The organism is Bacillus cereus group sp. BfR-BA-01310, assembly GCF_022664325.1.
In the GTDB taxonomy this organism is placed as follows: domain Bacteria; phylum Bacillota; class Bacilli; order Bacillales; family Bacillaceae_G; genus Bacillus_A; species Bacillus_A paramycoides.
The window spans coordinates 61,493-78,654 of sequence record NZ_JAKUHD010000014.1; the positions used below are offsets into that span (position 1 = coordinate 61,493).

Genomic DNA, 17,162 nt, shown 5'->3' on the forward strand with positions numbered 1-17,162 from the left:
CAAAGGATAAAAATCTCGTTTTCGGAGTACTTCAGAATATTAGTTTGATGGATATGTGGAGGTAGGCTATAAAAACATACATTTCATACTTAAACAAAATTTTTTTAGCGAGAGTGTCTTAAAAATAGTTGAATTGCTTGTTCAGGTACATAGAATTTCCCGTTACTTTCTACAACGATGCTTCCTAGTTGATAATCTTTTCCATCGATACAGATAATGTTTTTATTAACAGACAACTTTGCCTCCGTATTATTGCGTTTTACTACAAGTACAGGGTTTGCTACATCTTTTTTATCAATCGTTACAATCGCACCAATTTTTTTAAAGGATGTTTCGGCATCTAAAAATAATTTCTTCGTTATGTCTCCTAATTGGAAGCCCATTGCTCTGGCCATTGTCTTTGCAATGTCCGTATTTTGAACTAAACCGTATGGCTTTTGAGGCCCGTAAGAGTATAAGAATACATCTTCACCCGTATGACCACCAGTTGTAAAACCGAGGTTCGCACGGTTAGCCAATAATGTAGTAAGGATTGGACCTACATCAGCTTTCTTTTGAGCAGCTTTTAATTTTTCACTTTCATTATTAGTTAGGTTGTCTAAACCGTAAAGAGCAGCGACCTCTTTTATATTAGATAAATCATCTTTTAGTTTATTTGTAGCACCTTCAAGTGTCATTTTCGCCTTTTTCAGTGGGGTAATGAAGGCTGATACTGGTGTGGTATCATATCCTTTTGTAGTATTGCTGTTACCAATGGAAAGACCGCTATTTCCATGATCGGTTACAGCGATGACCATAGTATTACGATCTTTCTTCGCAAACTTTAACGCTGCCGTAACCGCATCATCAAATGCCAATACATCGCTAATCATCCCGATTGGGTCATTTGCATGTGCTGCCCAATCTGCCTTACTGCCTTCTACGAATAAGAAAAAACCATCTTTATCTTTTGATAAAGTTTGAATTGCTTTTTCCGTCATTTGGGAAAGAGTTGGTTGTTCAGGATTGGTTGCTGCACGATCTATATCGAATGCAAGTGCATTACTGGAGAAAGAGCCCCAGATTTTATTTGATTTGGAATTTAATAATGCATTCTTTGTTTCGACGAAGTCATACCCTTTATTTTGAATCACTTTTACTAAATCTTCGTTGTCTTTACGAATACCACTGCTTGTCGGAGGCAGAAGTGCTGCCTTTCCACCACCTAATACAACATCTATATTTTGATAAACTTGCTGTTCACCAATTACTTCAAAATTTTTGCGGTTTGCATGGTGGGCAGAGAAACCAGCAGGAGTAGCATGCTGAATTTCTGAAGTAGCTATAATTCCCGTTGCGCGTCCTGAACGTTTTGCACCTTCTAAGACGTTGGCAACTGGACGAAACTTGCATTCTTCTTTGACGGGTTTTAAGCCAGGCGAATTCACAACAGAAGGTAATACGCCCACATAGCCTGAATTTGATTTATTGCCTGTCGATAAAGCTGTGGCTGCTGGTGCAGAATCCGTAATAGCTGATTCTGCCGAATACGTACGAACACCTCCTGATACAATTTGATCGAGTGCAAGAGGTGCCCCTTTATACCACCGAGCCAATGTTGTGACAGAAGAGCTTGTCCCATCCATAACCATGATAATTACGTTTTTTGGTTGTTTCTCTGCTTTTTTCGCCGCAGCTTTTACTTCATTACCACTCAGCATGCCTCCTGCAGCTAATGAACCTAGTGTTATAGTACTGGCTAAAGTTAGTCCTATTATCTTTTTACAAAGATTAGTCATTGTTGTCCCTCCATAGATTGTTTTCGGCATCCCAATCTAACGTTCGTATGTAAACATAGTTTTGATTTTTTCTATTTGTTAGTAGTACCCCATTGCCAAGAAACTAACAAAAACTATTGAGTCAAAATGGTGAACACAAAAAGTTAAATGTAAGCTAATTCTTCAGAAAAATCTTCTCATCACATAAAGTCTTCTTGTATTCTTAAGTTGTACGTTCTTTCCTATAAAAAGAATCTTCTCTTTATTTTATGGGAACTATTTATAAAAAGGATGGTGGGAAGAATGACAATCGATCGCGTTTGTACAATTGGACCAGCAAGCAATAATAAAGAAATATTAGCTCAGTTAATAGACAATGGTATGAAAATTGTTCGGTTAAATTTATCACATGGCACGCATGAAAGTCATAAAGATATCATTCGCTTAGTAAAATCGTTAGACGATTCTATTAAAATTCTAGGGGATGTACAAGGGCCTAAAATAAGATTGGGTGAAATAAAAGAGGAACAAATTACACTTGTAGCAGGGGAGTTATTTACTTTACATACCAATCCAGTTCAAGGGAATAAAGAAGAAGCAAGTGTTGATTATGTGGGGATTGCGAATGACGTGAAAGTTGGGAATAGAATTCTTATTAATGATGGAGAAGTTGAGTTAATTGTTGAAAAGGTAAGTACGGAAAAAATAGAAACGAGAGTAAAAACAGGTGGAAATATTTCCTCACATAAAGGGGTGAACTTACCAGGTACAATCGTAAGTTTACCAGCTATTACAGAGAAGGATAAAAAAGATATTCAGTTTCTTCTAGAAGAGGATGTTGATTTTATTGCGTGTTCTTTCGTTCGAAAACCTAGTCATATAAAGGAAATACGAAATTTTATACAAGAGCATAAAGAAACTTCACCAAATTTAATTGCAAAAATAGAAACGATGGAAGCAATCGAGAATTTTCAAGATATATGTAAAGTAGCGGATGGAATTATGATCGCAAGGGGAGATTTAGGCGTGGAATTGCCGTATCAAATTATACCGCTTTTACAAAAAATGCTGATTCGTGAGTGCAATCGAACGAATACGTATGTCATTACAGCGACACAAATGCTTCAATCTATGGTAGATCATTCTATTCCTACAAGAGCTGAGGTGACGGATGTATTTCAAGCTGTACTGGATGGAACGAATGCAGTTATGCTTTCTGCTGAAAGTGCGTCAGGAGATCATCCAATCGAAAGTGTGAAAACGTTGCGTCTCGTTTCTGAATTCGCAGAGCACGTAAAAAAAGATGGTCCTTATGCTATGAAAGATGTACTTGAATTGTTGCATAAGTCACTTTAGTATAAAAATTTGCATTTATCGTTTATAGTATTAGTTGGATACTTATACTGAATCAACAAGAATTTGTTGTTCTTTCTGTATGAATTCAACTTTTTATGGAAAGATATGTTAGTGAGTATACGTTTTGAACGTTCTATTTTTTAGAGTGTGATAGGAGGAGAATGAATATGTCAGATATTGAAGTAGGCGAAGTGTTTAGCCTTAGCGATGAAAATAATGAAGAGCAAGATGTTGAAGTGCTTGGAGCGATGGATGTTGAAGGAGCAGAATACATTGCAGTTGCCTTTGTAGAAGACATTCAAGCGGAAACAGAGGAAGACGTTGATATCTTCTTTTTAAAAGTAGAAGAAGATGACGAATTCTCATACATTGAAAGTGACGAGGAATTTGAAAAAGTATCTGCGGCGTTTGAGAAGATTATGGACGAGCAAGGACAAGAATAATAATAGTTAGACAAAAGAGGGAGATGCATATCTGCCCTCTTTTTTGATATGGTTGAAAAATCTTTCGCTAACTTCTATTTTTCAATCCGCTATAAATCATACGCTTCTTTTGTGTTCGTGGAAGCGGCATCTAATAGAAGGAAAATCGACGCTATAATATGTATAGCGATTCGTATATAGGGAAAGAAAGCAACTAGAATAGTGAGGATTCCTATATAATTAGCATAGGTTTTCATGCCTTCTTTTTTAGCTAATAAAATAGTAATGATATGTAGAGTAATTACTATAAGTAATGGTATCTCGGATAAGTCAACTATTCCTTGAAGTAAATAACAAAGAATTAATAACAGATGGGAAATACCTGTAGTCCACTTTAATACTTTTACAACTGCCTTCAAAGTAAATTCCTCCTAAATATGCTCGTATGAATATATTACCAAATATAGTGGGTGAATAGATATGTTTTTGTGATTCACATTAAATCGATACGATAATTATATTATGTAAACTAACTCGAATTTTATTTATTCATTAGAAAAACCACCCAAAGGAGGGTGGCACGTATTATATATAGTTATTAAATGTGTTATTTTCTAAAGAAGAGAGGGGAATCTTTACTTCAGTGCCTTCCTTCATATTTCGTAGCACAACGGTTTCTGTAGTAATTTCCTCTTCTCCAATAATAAGTACATACGGGATATTTTCTTTATTGGCGTAATTAAGGGCACGCTTTAATTTACGACCAGCTAGTTCAAGTTCAACTTTTAAGGAAGTTGTAGCACGTAATTTTTGGGCGATTTGTAAACATTGTAATTCTGTCCCGAGTGGAATGATAAATAGATCTGCCGTAGATGCTATCGTTTCTTGTTTTTGTAGCGCTGTATAAATAACATCTAAACCGAATGAAATCCCTACAGTTGGATAGCTCATATTATCACCACGGAAGGCTCCGATTATATTGTCATAGCGACCACCACTACCAATACTCGATGTGATACTTCCATCTTTTAAAAAGATTTCATATATAGTTCCTGTATACATTGTGAGTCCTCTTGCTAAAAACGGGTTGAATATAGTACTTTCTTTAATTCCGAGAGCGAGTAAATATTGCTGTAATTGCTGTAGTTCATTTACTCCATTTGTAACGAGTGTATTATTGAACGCTTTTTCAAAGTCAGTAATATCAAACTCTATGCAAGATTGCACTGTATCACATATTATTTCTACTGTTTCTTCTATAATTCCGCGGTTTTGCAAATCTTTTCGAATGCCATCAATGCCGATCTTTTCAATTTTGTCTAATGATAAGATAACATCATTCGTTAATTCAGTAGGAATGTTAATCGACTCGAGAATACCAGTTAATAATTTTCGATTATTATATTGAATTTGTACATCTAAGTTTAATGTACGAAAAAGTTCAAATGCCATGCCCATTAATTCAGCTTCTGCAATTACAGACTCTACACCAACTATATCAACATCACATTGTATGAACTCACGAAATCTCCCTTGTTTAATTGGACCATCTCGAAATACTTTTCCAATTTCATATCGTTTAAAAGGAAGGCGGATATTTGGGTTCATCGCAACAACTTTAGCGAATGGAATTGTTAAATCGTAGCGTAAGGCAAGCTCACGTTTTCCTTGATCTTGAAGCGTGTATATTTCTTTCAAAATCTCATCGCCACCACCATATTTATATGCCATAAGTTCGTACATATTTAATGTTGGAGTTTCTAAAGGTTTACATCCATATCGTTCAAATGTATCTTCACAAGCTCTTTTAATTTTATTTCGTAATACTTGTTCCTCTGGTAAATAGTCTTTTGTTCCTTTTACATTTTTCATTTCCATTCTAATCACTCCTCTTTTAAATTAAAAAAAGCTATGCAGGTATAAAAATACCCACATAGCTTTATGAACGCTTCGTGGGTCAACAGGAAAAGCCCTGTACCCACGAAGAAAAATTTTTCTTCGGATACACGGCGTTACGTATGATGATGAAGTTGGAAAGAAGTATTAAAAGTTCGCATTACAAATCTCTCCTTAATAAGTTTTTTCAAAAGTATAACAGAAGATTTTTGAAATATCAATATTTTCAGTTTTGAAAAATGAGTGAAGTTATGCAGGGTAATTTAAAAAAGGTGTATAATAAAAGAAATCTTAATAATATGAAATAATTTTTTAAGGAGAAACTCATGAAAAAAGATAAAACAAATGCGATGCGAATATTAGATAAAGAAAAAATTGAATATTCGATGATGTCATATGATCCGGACGATGGGAAAATTGATGGTGTTTCAGTTGCGGGAAAAATTGGTAGGGACGTGAGAGAAGTATATAAAACACTTGTCGCTCAAGGGAATAGTAAAGAATATCATGTTTTTATAATCCCGGTAGATGAGGAACTGAATTTAAAAGCAGCCGCAAAAGCAGTCGGTGAAAAGAAAATAGAAATGATTCCCGTTAAAGATATTACGAAAGTTTCAGGATATATTCGCGGTGGTTGTTCACCAGTAGGAATGAAAAAGTTATTTGCTACATGCATTGATGAGAGCGGCCGATCACTTGAAACGATGATCGTTAGTGGCGGGAAAATTGGTGTGCAAATTGAGCTTAAAGTTGAAGATTTGGCGAAAGTGACGAAAGCGAAATTTGGTGAAGTAACGAAATAAATATACATAGAAAAAGAAGTTCTAGTTTACTGGAACTTCTTTTTGTTTTATGAGGATGTTTCCTAATAGTTGATTTTGTTAATTGAAGTTGACTTCAAATCCATATTTTGTCTGAAATAAAAGCATATAATAAAAGTATGAGGTGATGATGTGGAAGAGATAAATATTCATAAAATAATTGCGGTTAAGAGGAAAGAAAAAGGCATTACACAGGAAGAATTGGCAGCGTATATCGGGATTACGAAGGCGTCTGTTTCAAAATGGGAAACGGGGCAAAGTTATCCAGATATTACATTTCTACCACAGTTAGCATCGTACTTTAATATAAGTATAGATGCACTAATAGGGTATGCACCACAAATGACACAGGAAGATATTAAAAATTTATATCATAGACTTGCGCAAGCCTTTAGTGAAAAGCCGTTTGATGAAGTAATGATGGAGTGTAGAGAAATGATAAAAAAATATTATTCCTGTTTTCCTTTATTACTTCAGATGGGCGTACTATTTATTAATCACCATATGTTGACGGAAGATACGGATGAAAGAATTGAAATAATAGAAGAGACGATTCATCTTTTTAATCGAGTACAGGAAGAAAGTCAGGATGTTTTTCTTGCTAAAGAGGCAGCCTCGTTAGAAGCGACATGTAATCTTATATTACAAAGGCCGAATGAAGTTCTACATTTGCTCGGTGAAACGATACGTCCTAACCTTCCAGATGAAGAGCTAATAGCGCAGGCGTATCAAATGCTTGGGAATGCGCCAAAGGCGAAGGAAGTGATGCAAATTAGTATGTATCAGCATTTAATGCGACTAGTTGGGGTAATACCAAACTATTTACTATTAAATGCATCAAGTGTGGAAAGGGTAGACATCATTTTAAATAGAGCATTTATACTTATAGAAATTTATAATCTAGAAAATTTACATCCTAATATGACTTTGAAGCTCTACTACGCTGCTGCACAAGTATACTGCATGCAAGAAAACTATGAAAGTGCGTTGGAAATGTTACGTAAATATGCGACCGTTTGTGGTGCTAGTTTTACATTAAATAGTCTACAATTACACGGGGATTCATATTTCGATGCAATTGATTCGTGGTTTGAGGAGTTTCCACTTGGAGCGAAAACGGTTAGAAGTGAATCCGTTATTAAAGAAAGCATGATGCAAAGTATTATAGAGAATCCACTCTTTACTCCTTTGAAGGAATTGTCAGCTTATAAAAGTATCGTAGCGTCATTGAAGTTTAAATTAAGTATAAAAGAATAGATATGCTATTGGGGATTTTATAAATAAATGAACCGAAATGGGAGGGGATGAAAATATGAGTTTTGATGAATATGAAGTATCGGTAAATAACGGTGTAACGATACAAGGTACAATTACAAAGCCAAGAAGTGTTGGGAAATATCCCGCTGTGCTAATTATCACTGGATCTGGCGAAGTTGATCGCGATGGAACAATAGTGCCACTGAATATGAAAGTGAATATGTATAAAGACTTGGCACATTTAATTACGAACCTCGGAGTAGTTACATTACGTTTTGATAAACGTGGTGTTGGAGCAAGTGAGGGTGAATTTATGAAAGCTGGGATGTGGGATTTAGTATCCGATATAGAAGCTGTTATTGCGTATTTGAAAGAGCAACCTTTTGTAGACTCTGAAAAAATCGTTTTAGCTGGTCATAGTGAAGGGTGTTTGTTAGCAACGATAGTAAATGCAAAAACACCAGCTAATGGACTCATATTACTTACGGGAGCTGCGGAATCGTTAGAAGAAGCTACTAAAAGACAAAGAGAGATTATTTATAAGGAGTTAAAAGAGCAAAAAGGAATAAAAGGAAAGTTAATGCGTCTTCTCAATATTGAGAAACGAGGTGAAAAGCAGGCACAAAAAGCAACAGAGAAAATGATAAACTCCAAAAAAGATATTGTTAAAATTGGATTTAAGCCAATGAATGCAAAATGGCTTAGAGAGCATTTTCAGCATGACATTTATAAAGATTTAATGAAAGTAACATGTCCAGTATTAGCAATTGCTGGTGATAAGGACTTTCAGACAGATCCCGAAAAAGCGAAGCGAATTGGTAATTATGTTAAGGGTGATTCTGAAGTACATGTAATAAAAAATATGGATCATACCTTAAAATATTTTGAAGGTGATTTTAAAGCGTTGGAATTTAAAAAGATTTATGCGGAAGGAGCAGCTAAGCCACTTCATCCACAGTTGCAAGAAATTGTTGTGAATTGGATGGATGCGCATTTTGTTAACAATAAAGAGTTCACATTACATGAGGTCTAACAGTTATAAAAACATATGAAACTATCACTTTTGAATAGTGATAGCTTCATATGTTTTATTATTTAATAAGGTCCCCACCCAATATTCACGCCAACAATAAGAAAAATAAGTCCAATTATAAACCAAATGAGTGCAAGGGGAGCCATAAAACGAATCCATTTCCCGTAAGAAATGCCACTTGCTGCGAGTACGCCCATTAAAACGCCAGAAGTTGGATTTAAGCAGTTTACTACGCCTTCTCCAAGCATAACCGCTTCTACAGTCACTTGGCGTGTAATATGCATTAAGTCTGCTAGAGGCGCTAAAATAGGAATGAAAATAACAGATTCTCCTGTTCCTGATGAAATAAGGAAGTGTAGTGCGGCGCTTCCGATATACATTCCCATAACGCCGAATATAGGACTTTGTCCTTCAAGAAAATGTGCTAGTTGGTTAACGATTGTATCAAGTAGTTTTCCTTGTTCTAAAATGACTGAAATACAACGAGCCATTCCGACGATCAAAGCACCATATATGAGTTTTTGACATCCTGCTAGAAACGTAGAGGCGATATCATTTGCTTTCATACCACCAATGAGCCCAGCTGCAATTGCTATAAAAATAAATGTGGCAGTCATTTGTGAATCCGACCAATGTAGACGAAAAGCCCCTATTAAAAATGCAATTAAAGATAATGACGTAACTAGTAATATTAATTTATGGCGAATTGTCCAAGAGACATCTGTTTTATTTGTTTCTTCATTATTATTTGAAAGTCCGTTGCTTGGAAACCAGTCGTTTCCGAGGATACTGCCTTTATTCGGTTTCTTTAAACGTTTGACATAAAAATGTATATACAAAATCGTAGCAATTAAAAAAGATATATAGATTGCGACACGCAAACCAATTCCAGAAAACATCGGAAGTTCTGCGATTTTTTGTGAAATGCCTAAAGGTGAGGGAGATAATAAAGTAGCATTAAAACCAGCATAAGTGCCTAAATAGATGATTGCTACACCGACGATAGCGTCCCATTTTAACGTGCGTGCAACGATGATGCCGATGGGGATGAAACCGATAACTGAGTTAACGATAATGCCAGTTGTGCCAAGAATGGAAAAGAGTGCTGCGACAATGCAAATGAAAAGTAGTTGCTGATTACGAAATTTGTTAATAACATGATAGATTAAGCCATCAAGAGCACCTGTTTTTTCGAGAATAGCAATTGCGCCACCGGTGAATAAAATTAAAAAGATAATTGGGGCAGCAAGTGTCATTCCTTTTTCAATGGCAGTAAAAAAGGAAACAAACCCTACAGGAGATTGCGGAACAGAATGATAGCTTCCTGGTATTGTTGTGGTAATGGCGCCTTTTGTAACTCTTTTGAATTCTCCAGCAGGAACAAAATAAGTTGCAATTGCACAAAGTAAAGCGATAAAAAATAATAGAACATATGCATCAGGCATTTTAAATCTTGATTGACTAGGCTGTTTTTTCGTCTCGGTTTGTAGTTGCATGAAATCCCTCCTTCTTTCATATGGTTAAGTTTTAATATTCTGAATTTTCTTACGTGTGATAGATTATAATAAAGCTTTCTCCTTAAAGCAATAGTTTTTAAAACTACTTTTTTTCTTATTTGGCTTTTACTTCATATGCAAATTATTACAACATTAGACAGGGAAACGAAAAAAATACAAGAATATGTAATATAAAGAGAAATAGGAAAAGAGGGAAAGAGATGTTGAAAACTACTGATCTATGTGATGAATTTGAAAATGAATTACAAATATGTCGCCAGTCTTTTCAGTCTTATGGGAAGAAAGAGCAATTCTATGGAAAAATCGCAACAGTAAAAGTGAAGGATGATAATGTACTAGTAAAAGAAGGATTACAAACACTTCCAGAAGGAACAGTATTAGTTGTTGATGGTGAGGGCTCTACAAATTGCGCGCTACTCGGTGATAATTTAGCGGCTATTGCGGAAGAAAGAAATTTAGCAGGAATTATTGTGAATGGTTATGTTCGTGATTCTAGAGAGCTGAAAAATATTAATATCGGTATTTTAGCATTAGGGACGATGCCAAATAGAAGTATAAAAGAAGGAAAAGGAGAAAAAAATATTCCATTGCAATTTGGAAAAGTTGAATGGAAACCGAATGAATATGTTTATGTGGATGAAGATGGAATTATTGTTAGTGAAAAGAGCTTACATAGTAAGTAGTGAGTTCTATTAATTAAAGCCTAATAAGATAGTTTTATAGGGAAATAAATCTAATAAAACATGGACAAAATCCTTTGTCAATAGTAAAATAATACAGAAATTTATAATTTACAGAATGTATAGGTTTATCGTTTTACGATAACTTGAAATGGAAGTAAATTTTGCCTAGAAAAGTGAATGTTATCACAATGGTGCGTTCATAAACGAAATTATTTTTCCTATACAAATATAGCCGCGAATCATGCGGATAGGAGGTGTTGTGCGCTTTTTGTTCGACACTTACAAAAAAAGAGTGTCAATCGCACGCCCTTGAAGGGCCTTTTTTTGTGTGAATGTTAGTAAAGGGAGGAATAATTGAGGATGGCAATGTTAAAGAAATGGCTGCTTACATCATTAATGGCAGTCGCACTTGTATTTGTTTCTTTTACGAATTCCGTACATATTGCGTTTGCTGAAGGAAAAACAGCGAAACTTGTAATTGTTGGTGAATCACAAAAAGGAATTATGTTATGTCCGAAAGAAGTTTCCATTGAAGATGGAGAAACAGCTCTTAGTTTGCTCCAAAAAGTAATGGGGGACAAAGTTACATCTGAAAGTATGTCATTTGGAACGTATGTAAAGGGCATTGATGGATTAATGGCTGGAGCAACGAGCGGCTGGATGTATGATGTAAATGATAAATCTGTAGAAGTTGGTGCGGATAGTTATAAATTAGAATCTGGGGATGTTGTTGCATTTCGTTACGTTTCAGACTGGAGCAATATGAGTCAAGAAACATTGAAAGAAACGTTAGATAAGTTCGGAACTTGTAAAACGGAAGAACCTAACGGCGAAACAAAACCAGAAGGCGAAAATGGTAAACCGACAGGCGAAACAAAACCAGAAGGTGAAAATGGTAAACCGACAGGCGAAACAAAGCCAGAAGGCGAAAATGGTAAACCAACAGGCGAAACAAAACCAGAAGGCGAAAATGGTAAACCGACAGATGGAACGCAAACAAATGATAAAACAAAAGAACAACCAAAGCAAGAGAATATTCAAATTCCAGCGGCACAATTAAACGAAGCAATTTCTAAAACGTCAGAAAAGATGTTACAAGATGGAATTGGTAGTGATTGGGTAGCGATTGGGCTTGCTCGTTCAGGTGTAAACATTCCGGTTGAAACGAAAGTAAACTATGTTAAGCCAGTAGCCGAAAAGGTTAAGAAGCGTTTAAATCGTTTTTCAGCAACAGATTTAGCTAGAACGATTATCATGATGAATGCAATGAATGTAGATCCTACAAAGATAGAGGGACAAAACTTAGTACAAAATTTGTTTGAATCAGATAAAGTGGATTCTGTAACAGGATACGCATTTGCTTTACTTGCATTTGATACAAAGAAATATGAGGTTCCAGTTGAAGCGAAATGGAATCGAGTTGCATTAGTACAAGCACTTTTACAGGCGCAACATACAGATGGCGGCTGGACGTATGATAGTTCAAGTAAAAAAGAAAGTGCTAGTAACATTGATGTAACAGGTATGGTTTTATCAGCATTAGCTCCTTACCAAGAACAACAAGATGTTAAGCCAGTTATTCAAAAAGCTGTTGATTACTTATACAAGCAGCAGTTAGACAATGGTGGCTTTGCTGCTGATGGACAAGAGAATTCTAATAGTACTGCACAAGCAATTATTGGACTATCGCTAGTTAAAGATGTAGATCACACTCGTCTTAATAAAGCAGTACAAAATTTAATGTCATACCAGCTTCCAAATGGTGAGTTCAAATGGTTACCAAAAGATCAAAAAGGTAGCGGAATGGCTACAGAGCAAGCATTTTTAGCTTTACTTCAGTTTAAAGATCTTGGGAAATCGATTTATGATTTGTCAAATGTATCAGGTAATGAAATCGATACGAAACCAATTGTAGAACCAGAAACAACTGTAGAAGAAAAAGAAGTTGTAGAACAGCCGAAACAACAAGAAGAGTTACAAAAACAACCAAAAGATGAAAATTTGAAAGTTGTTGTAGATAACGAACGAGTTAATAAAGAAACAAACAAGAATAAAAATCAATTACCAAAAACAGGAGCATCTTCTCATAGTGCAGCTACAGAAGTAGGTATGGGTGTATTATGTATTGCTTCTGCATATGTATTATGGAGACGTAAAGCAGCTTAACAAAAATTAGGAGCAATTATTTGCTCCTAATTTTATTATGAAAGGTGAGGGGCAGCATGAGTAAGATGAAATGGTTCATTTCTTTATTTCTTTCTTTGGGATTATTAGCCGGATGTGAACAAATAGCTGTAAAGCCTGAGAAGAAGGCAGAACCAAAGCAAGAAGAGCAAAAAGAAGTAGCGAAACAAGAAGAACAAAAAGAAGATACGAAACCGGAAGAGAAACAAACTGAACCGGAACAAAAACAACAAGAAGAGCAGAAAGATAAGCAAGAACAAAAAGAAGAAAAAGCGCAGGAACAACCTGAAATAAAGAAAGAAGAGAAACCGAAAGAACAACCTGCTGCAAATAAACAACCAGAACAACAAAAAGTACAAGAAGAGAAGCAGCAACCGAAAGCACCAGAAGTAAAAGAAGAAGCAAAGGTTGTTAATCAGCCGAAAGAAACACCAAAACAAGAACAAAAAGAAGATCCGAATAAAGGCCAACAACAGGTAACTGTTCCGGCTCCATCGCAACCAAAACCAGAACCAAAGCCGGAGCCAAAACCAGAGCCGCAAGCGAAACAAGTTACTATCTCCGTAAAAGGTCATGAAGGATACTTATTAGGTGCGAAAAAGGTTGACGTACAAGAAGGCGATACAGTTTACAGTGTGCTACAGAGTACAGGACTAGAGGTTGATGCAATGGGCTCTAAAGACAGTATTTATGTAAAAGGTATTAATGATTTGTACGAAAAAGATATTACTGCTACTAGTGGGTGGAAATATCGTGTGAACGGTGCTTTTCCAAATTATAGTGCTGGTGTAGTTAAAGTAAAACCAGGAGATACAATTGAGTGGGTGTTTGTATTAAAATAGGAAAGGATCTTCGGTAAAGGACTATGAAAATAAGCTTTTCTTCTTTACATCCTTTTGTGAATTTTTTCTATTATATTGGGGTGATGATACTATGTATGATGTGTCTTCATCCTCTTTTTTTAATTGGAGCGATTGTACTAATAGTAACCATAAATATAGTACAAGGGAATGGCGAGAAAATAAAAAAGATGCTGTCGAGTACTATTGTATTCTTTTTAATGGTAATTTTATTTAATTCTTTATTAACACATAGAGGAGCGACTACGTTATTTCGTTTAGGAGATAGCCGGATTAAGCTTGAGGCCTGTATGTATGGACTTGTTATGGGATTATTATTAGTTGCGGTAATGTTTACTTTTGCATCTTATAACGATATTATTTCAAGTCATAAATTTTTATATTTGTTTTCAAGAATTTCACCGAAAGTTGCACTATTAACGATGATTACAGTGCGATTTGTTCCTTTATTTATTAGGCGGTTAAAGAAAATTACACTCGTTCAAAAAACGAAAGGTGTACAATTAGATTCAGGTTCACTCATTGAGCGTATAAAAAATGGGATGAAGTTACTGCAAGTATTGTTAGTTTGTTCGTTAGAAGACGCACTACAAACGGCTGATTCTATGCAAGCTCGCGGATTTGGTGTAACGAAGCGTACGACGTATATTCGATATAGAATGGAAAGACGTGACTGGTCTACGTTGAGTTATTTAGTTTTTCTAATAATAACTTCATTCATATGTAGTTATTACGGCGGAGGCAAATTGATCATTTATCCGAAAGTGGAATCAATACTATTCCAGCAATACGATGGAATTATGTTTTTGTTATTTATGATGTTTATTAGCTTACCGCTTGTAATGGAAGGAAGGGAATGGATATGGTGGCGCATGCAGAAATAAAGAATTTATCATTTGTATATGCTGATGAAAATGAAGAAGCGTTACAGCACATTTCTCTTTCTGTTCAAAAAGGAGAATTTATCGTACTTGCTGGCGGTTCAGGTTCTGGGAAGACAACTTTATTAAAACATTTTAAAAAGGAGTTACTTCCAATTGGTACGCGTTCTGGACATACATATTATGATGGTGCTTTATTAGAAGATGTACCAGATTTATTATCTGCACAAGAAATTGGTATGGTATTTCAAAACCCAGAAAATCAGCTCGTAATGGATACAGTGATTCAAGAACTAGCATTTTCTTTAGAAAATATCGGATTACCATCACATATTATTCAAAAAAGAATAGCGGAGCTCATTAGTTTTTTAGGGTTTCAAGATTTGTTACACCAATCTGTTCATACTTTATCTGGTGGGCAAAAACAACTAGTAAATTTGGCTGCGGTGTTAGTCATGCAGCCGAAGTTATTATTACTGGATGAACCAACAGCGCAGTTAGATCCGATTGCTGCGAAAGAGTTTTTAGGATTGTTAAAGCGTATTAATGAAGAACTTGGAATTACGATTATTTTAAGTGAACATCGTTTAGATGAAGTGATACCGCTAGCAACTCGTGTCGTTTGTATGAATAACGGGAAAATTGTTTATGATGATATTCCAAAAAGTGTGATAGCGAAAATGTGGGAAGTAGACAAATTCCGTCCGTTCATTCCGCAAATTCCAAGATTGTTTTTAGAGTGGAATGTGAAAGATATTCCGTTTACAGTGCGAGAAGCACAAATGAAAATGAATGATTTTAAGGCGATACAATATACGGATCAGCAAGTGGAACAAGGTGAGAAGCAAGAAGTAATTTTAAGTGCAGAACATATATCTTTTCAATATGAAAAAAATAGTCCAATCATTTTGCAAGATTTGACAGTGAATATCGAAAAAGGAAAATGGACAGCACTCGTTGGAAAAAATGGTACCGGGAAGTCTACACTGTTAACGATTTTAGCAGGATTACAAAAAGCTAGAAGAGGGAAAGTAAAGTGGAGTGGAAAAGTGATACATAAAATCGATTCGAAAGAACGATTTAAAAGTATAGGATACGTATCACAACATCCGTACTATCATTTCACATTTGATACAGTGTGGGAAGAGGTTTATGAGCGTGCTCGTGAATTATATGGCGAACAGGCCCAAAAATTAGCAGAAGAAATGTTAAAGAAATTTTGGCTAGATTCGCTTATCGATCGGCATCCGCATGATTGTAGCGGGGGAGAACAACAACTACTCGCATTATGTACAACGTTATTATCAAAGCCAACTTTATTATTACTTGATGAGCCAACGAAAGGCCTGGATCCATGGAAGAAAGAAAGAGTAGGAGAGTTATTTAAGCAGTTGCAAAAAGAGGGTACAACGATTGTGATGGCAACGCATGATATTGAGTTTGCAGCAAAATATGTAGATCAATGCATGATGTTATTTGATGGGAAAGTTATTATGAATGATGCACCGAAAGAGTTCTTTAGTGGCAATTTCTTTTATACAACATCTATTAATCGATTCATTCGAAAAGAGTTGCCATTTGCATTAACGTGGGAGGATGTGTACGAAGCGTGTCCAAACGATATGTTGCATTCATAATACTTATTTTTGCTATTGTAATATGTACACTACTCTTTACGACTCTTATTATGGATGGCTATTACATGGTAAGTAGTTTGTTTTTATTAGCTGTCATTATGTTACCTTTCTATGTCCGCTTTGAACGGAAAGCGTTTGTTTCACGTGAAATTGTTATCGTTGCCGTGTTAGCAGCAATCGCAGCGGTTAGTCGAGTGCCATTTTCGATTTTACCGAGTGTACAACCGACTTCCTTTGTCATTATCGTTTCTGCAATTGTTTTTGGGAGTGAAACTGGCTTTATGATTGGTGCAACAGCGGCCATTGTATCTAATATTTTTTTAGGACAAGGTCCGTGGACGCCGTGGCAAATGTTTTCGTGGGGAATGATTGGATTTATAGCTGGACTATTGCGCAACACATTTTTAATGAAAAAGCTTTGGGGAAGGCTCATATATGGCTTTGTCGTTGGATTCGTTTTTGGATGGATTATGAATTTCTGGGGGCTTCTTGGTTTTATACGAGAAGCAACGTGGGAAACGGTTATTGCCTACTATGTCGCAAGTTTTTCTTTCGATCTTAGTCATGCGATATCGAATGTTATTTTCCTACTGTTATTCAGTACTTCATGGATTACAATCCTCACAAGATTTAAAAATAAATATGGTATATTAGATGAGCATAAGGTGACATAGAAAAGCATACTCATATAAGGTAGGGTCGCGACTTACATATTCGTTTGCCTCTTTCATGCTTCTTACAAATTGTAAGAAGCATTTTTTTATCCCGTAAACGCCCGATTGGTGCGGGCTAATAATCAGTGGGGAACGAACAAAACCCCTACTGATTAAAGTTTCACTTTATTGTAAAAGTGTCAAA

15 protein-coding genes are annotated in these 17,162 nt (G+C 35.6%); 11 read left to right on the plus strand and 4 right to left on the minus strand.

The genetic code is table 11. The features are described from left to right. Positions 1-104: 104 nt before the first annotated feature. Entirely contained in the window at positions 105-1,778 is a 1,674-nt protein-coding gene (locus tag MR109_RS21865) for an alkaline phosphatase (protein WP_242273850.1), read from the minus strand. A 282-nt stretch (positions 1,779-2,060) separates the two neighbouring features. On the opposite strand from MR109_RS21865, the gene MR109_RS21870 reads away from it, so the two are divergent. Both MR109_RS21870 and MR109_RS21875 read left to right on the plus strand, forming a co-directional pair. After that, positions 2,061-3,113 carry a pyruvate kinase gene (locus tag MR109_RS21870; protein ID WP_242273851.1) on the plus strand — a complete coding sequence of 351 codons (1,053 nt, stop codon included), beginning with the start codon at positions 2,061-2,063 and terminating at the stop codon, positions 3,111-3,113. Between the two features lie 167 nt (positions 3,114-3,280). After that, the gene (locus tag MR109_RS21875; protein ID WP_098307783.1) at positions 3,281-3,556 is read left to right on the plus strand and encodes a DUF1292 domain-containing protein; all 276 of its coding nucleotides are present in this window, start codon (positions 3,281-3,283) and stop codon (positions 3,554-3,556) included. A gap of 89 nt (positions 3,557-3,645) precedes the next feature. Here MR109_RS21875 and MR109_RS21880 read toward each other — a convergent pair whose 3' ends face one another. Both MR109_RS21880 and MR109_RS21885 read right to left on the minus strand, forming a co-directional pair. Continuing rightward, positions 3,646-3,954: a hypothetical protein gene (locus MR109_RS21880; RefSeq protein WP_242273852.1), complete on the minus strand. Its 309-nt coding sequence runs from the start codon at positions 3,952-3,954 to the stop codon at positions 3,646-3,648. 166 nt (positions 3,955-4,120) lie between these two features. Next, the gene (locus tag MR109_RS21885) at positions 4,121-5,413 is read right to left on the minus strand and encodes a histidine--tRNA ligase (protein WP_071719035.1); all 1,293 of its coding nucleotides are present in this window, start codon (positions 5,411-5,413) and stop codon (positions 4,121-4,123) included. A gap of 344 nt (positions 5,414-5,757) precedes the next feature. On the opposite strand from MR109_RS21885, the gene ybaK reads away from it, so the two are divergent. From ybaK to MR109_RS21900, 3 genes are all read left to right on the plus strand, one after another. Beyond that, positions 5,758-6,234, plus strand: a complete 477-nt coding sequence (gene ybaK / locus MR109_RS21890; protein WP_242273854.1) for a Cys-tRNA(Pro) deacylase — start codon at positions 5,758-5,760, stop codon at positions 6,232-6,234. A gap of 150 nt (positions 6,235-6,384) precedes the next feature. Further along, positions 6,385-7,509 (plus strand): helix-turn-helix domain-containing protein, encoded by a 1,125-nt coding sequence (locus tag MR109_RS21895; RefSeq protein ID WP_242273856.1) that lies wholly within the window; start codon positions 6,385-6,387, stop codon positions 7,507-7,509. A 55-nt stretch (positions 7,510-7,564) separates the two neighbouring features. Then, on the plus strand, positions 7,565-8,542 hold the full coding sequence (locus MR109_RS21900) for an alpha/beta hydrolase family protein (protein WP_242273857.1): 978 nt from the start codon (positions 7,565-7,567) through the stop codon (positions 8,540-8,542). A 62-nt stretch (positions 8,543-8,604) separates the two neighbouring features. Here the strand turns inward: MR109_RS21900 and MR109_RS21905 are convergent, their stop codons facing one another. Then, positions 8,605-10,038, minus strand: a complete 1,434-nt coding sequence (locus MR109_RS21905; RefSeq protein WP_178939487.1) for a YfcC family protein — start codon at positions 10,036-10,038, stop codon at positions 8,605-8,607. A 221-nt stretch (positions 10,039-10,259) separates the two neighbouring features. On the opposite strand from MR109_RS21905, the gene rraA reads away from it, so the two are divergent. The 6 genes from rraA (at position 10,260) to MR109_RS21935 (ending at position 16,978) form a co-directional block, all read left to right on the plus strand. After that, on the plus strand, positions 10,260-10,742 hold the full coding sequence (gene rraA / locus MR109_RS21910; protein WP_048373118.1) for a ribonuclease E activity regulator RraA: 483 nt from the start codon (positions 10,260-10,262) through the stop codon (positions 10,740-10,742). 360 nt (positions 10,743-11,102) lie between these two features. Beyond that, a complete protein-coding gene (locus MR109_RS21915) occupies positions 11,103-12,908 on the plus strand; it encodes a DUF4430 domain-containing protein (RefSeq protein WP_242273859.1) in 1,806 nt (601 codons plus the stop codon). Positions 12,909-12,964: 56 nt separating this feature from the next. After that, positions 12,965-13,768, plus strand: coding sequence for a DUF4430 domain-containing protein (locus tag MR109_RS21920; RefSeq protein ID WP_242273861.1), 804 nt, complete (start codon positions 12,965-12,967; stop codon positions 13,766-13,768). Between the two features lie 23 nt (positions 13,769-13,791). Then, positions 13,792-14,670 carry an energy-coupling factor transporter transmembrane component T gene (locus MR109_RS21925; protein ID WP_242273862.1) on the plus strand — a complete coding sequence of 293 codons (879 nt, stop codon included), beginning with the start codon at positions 13,792-13,794 and terminating at the stop codon, positions 14,668-14,670. Continuing rightward, a complete protein-coding gene (locus MR109_RS21930) occupies positions 14,643-16,304 on the plus strand; it encodes an ABC transporter ATP-binding protein (RefSeq protein WP_242273863.1) in 1,662 nt (553 codons plus the stop codon). Before MR109_RS21925 ends, MR109_RS21930 begins: the two co-directional genes overlap by 28 nt. Then, on the plus strand, positions 16,277-16,978 hold the full coding sequence (locus MR109_RS21935; RefSeq protein WP_242273864.1) for an ECF transporter S component: 702 nt from the start codon (positions 16,277-16,279) through the stop codon (positions 16,976-16,978). Before MR109_RS21930 ends, MR109_RS21935 begins: the two co-directional genes overlap by 28 nt. Positions 16,979-17,162: the final 184 nt, after the last annotated feature.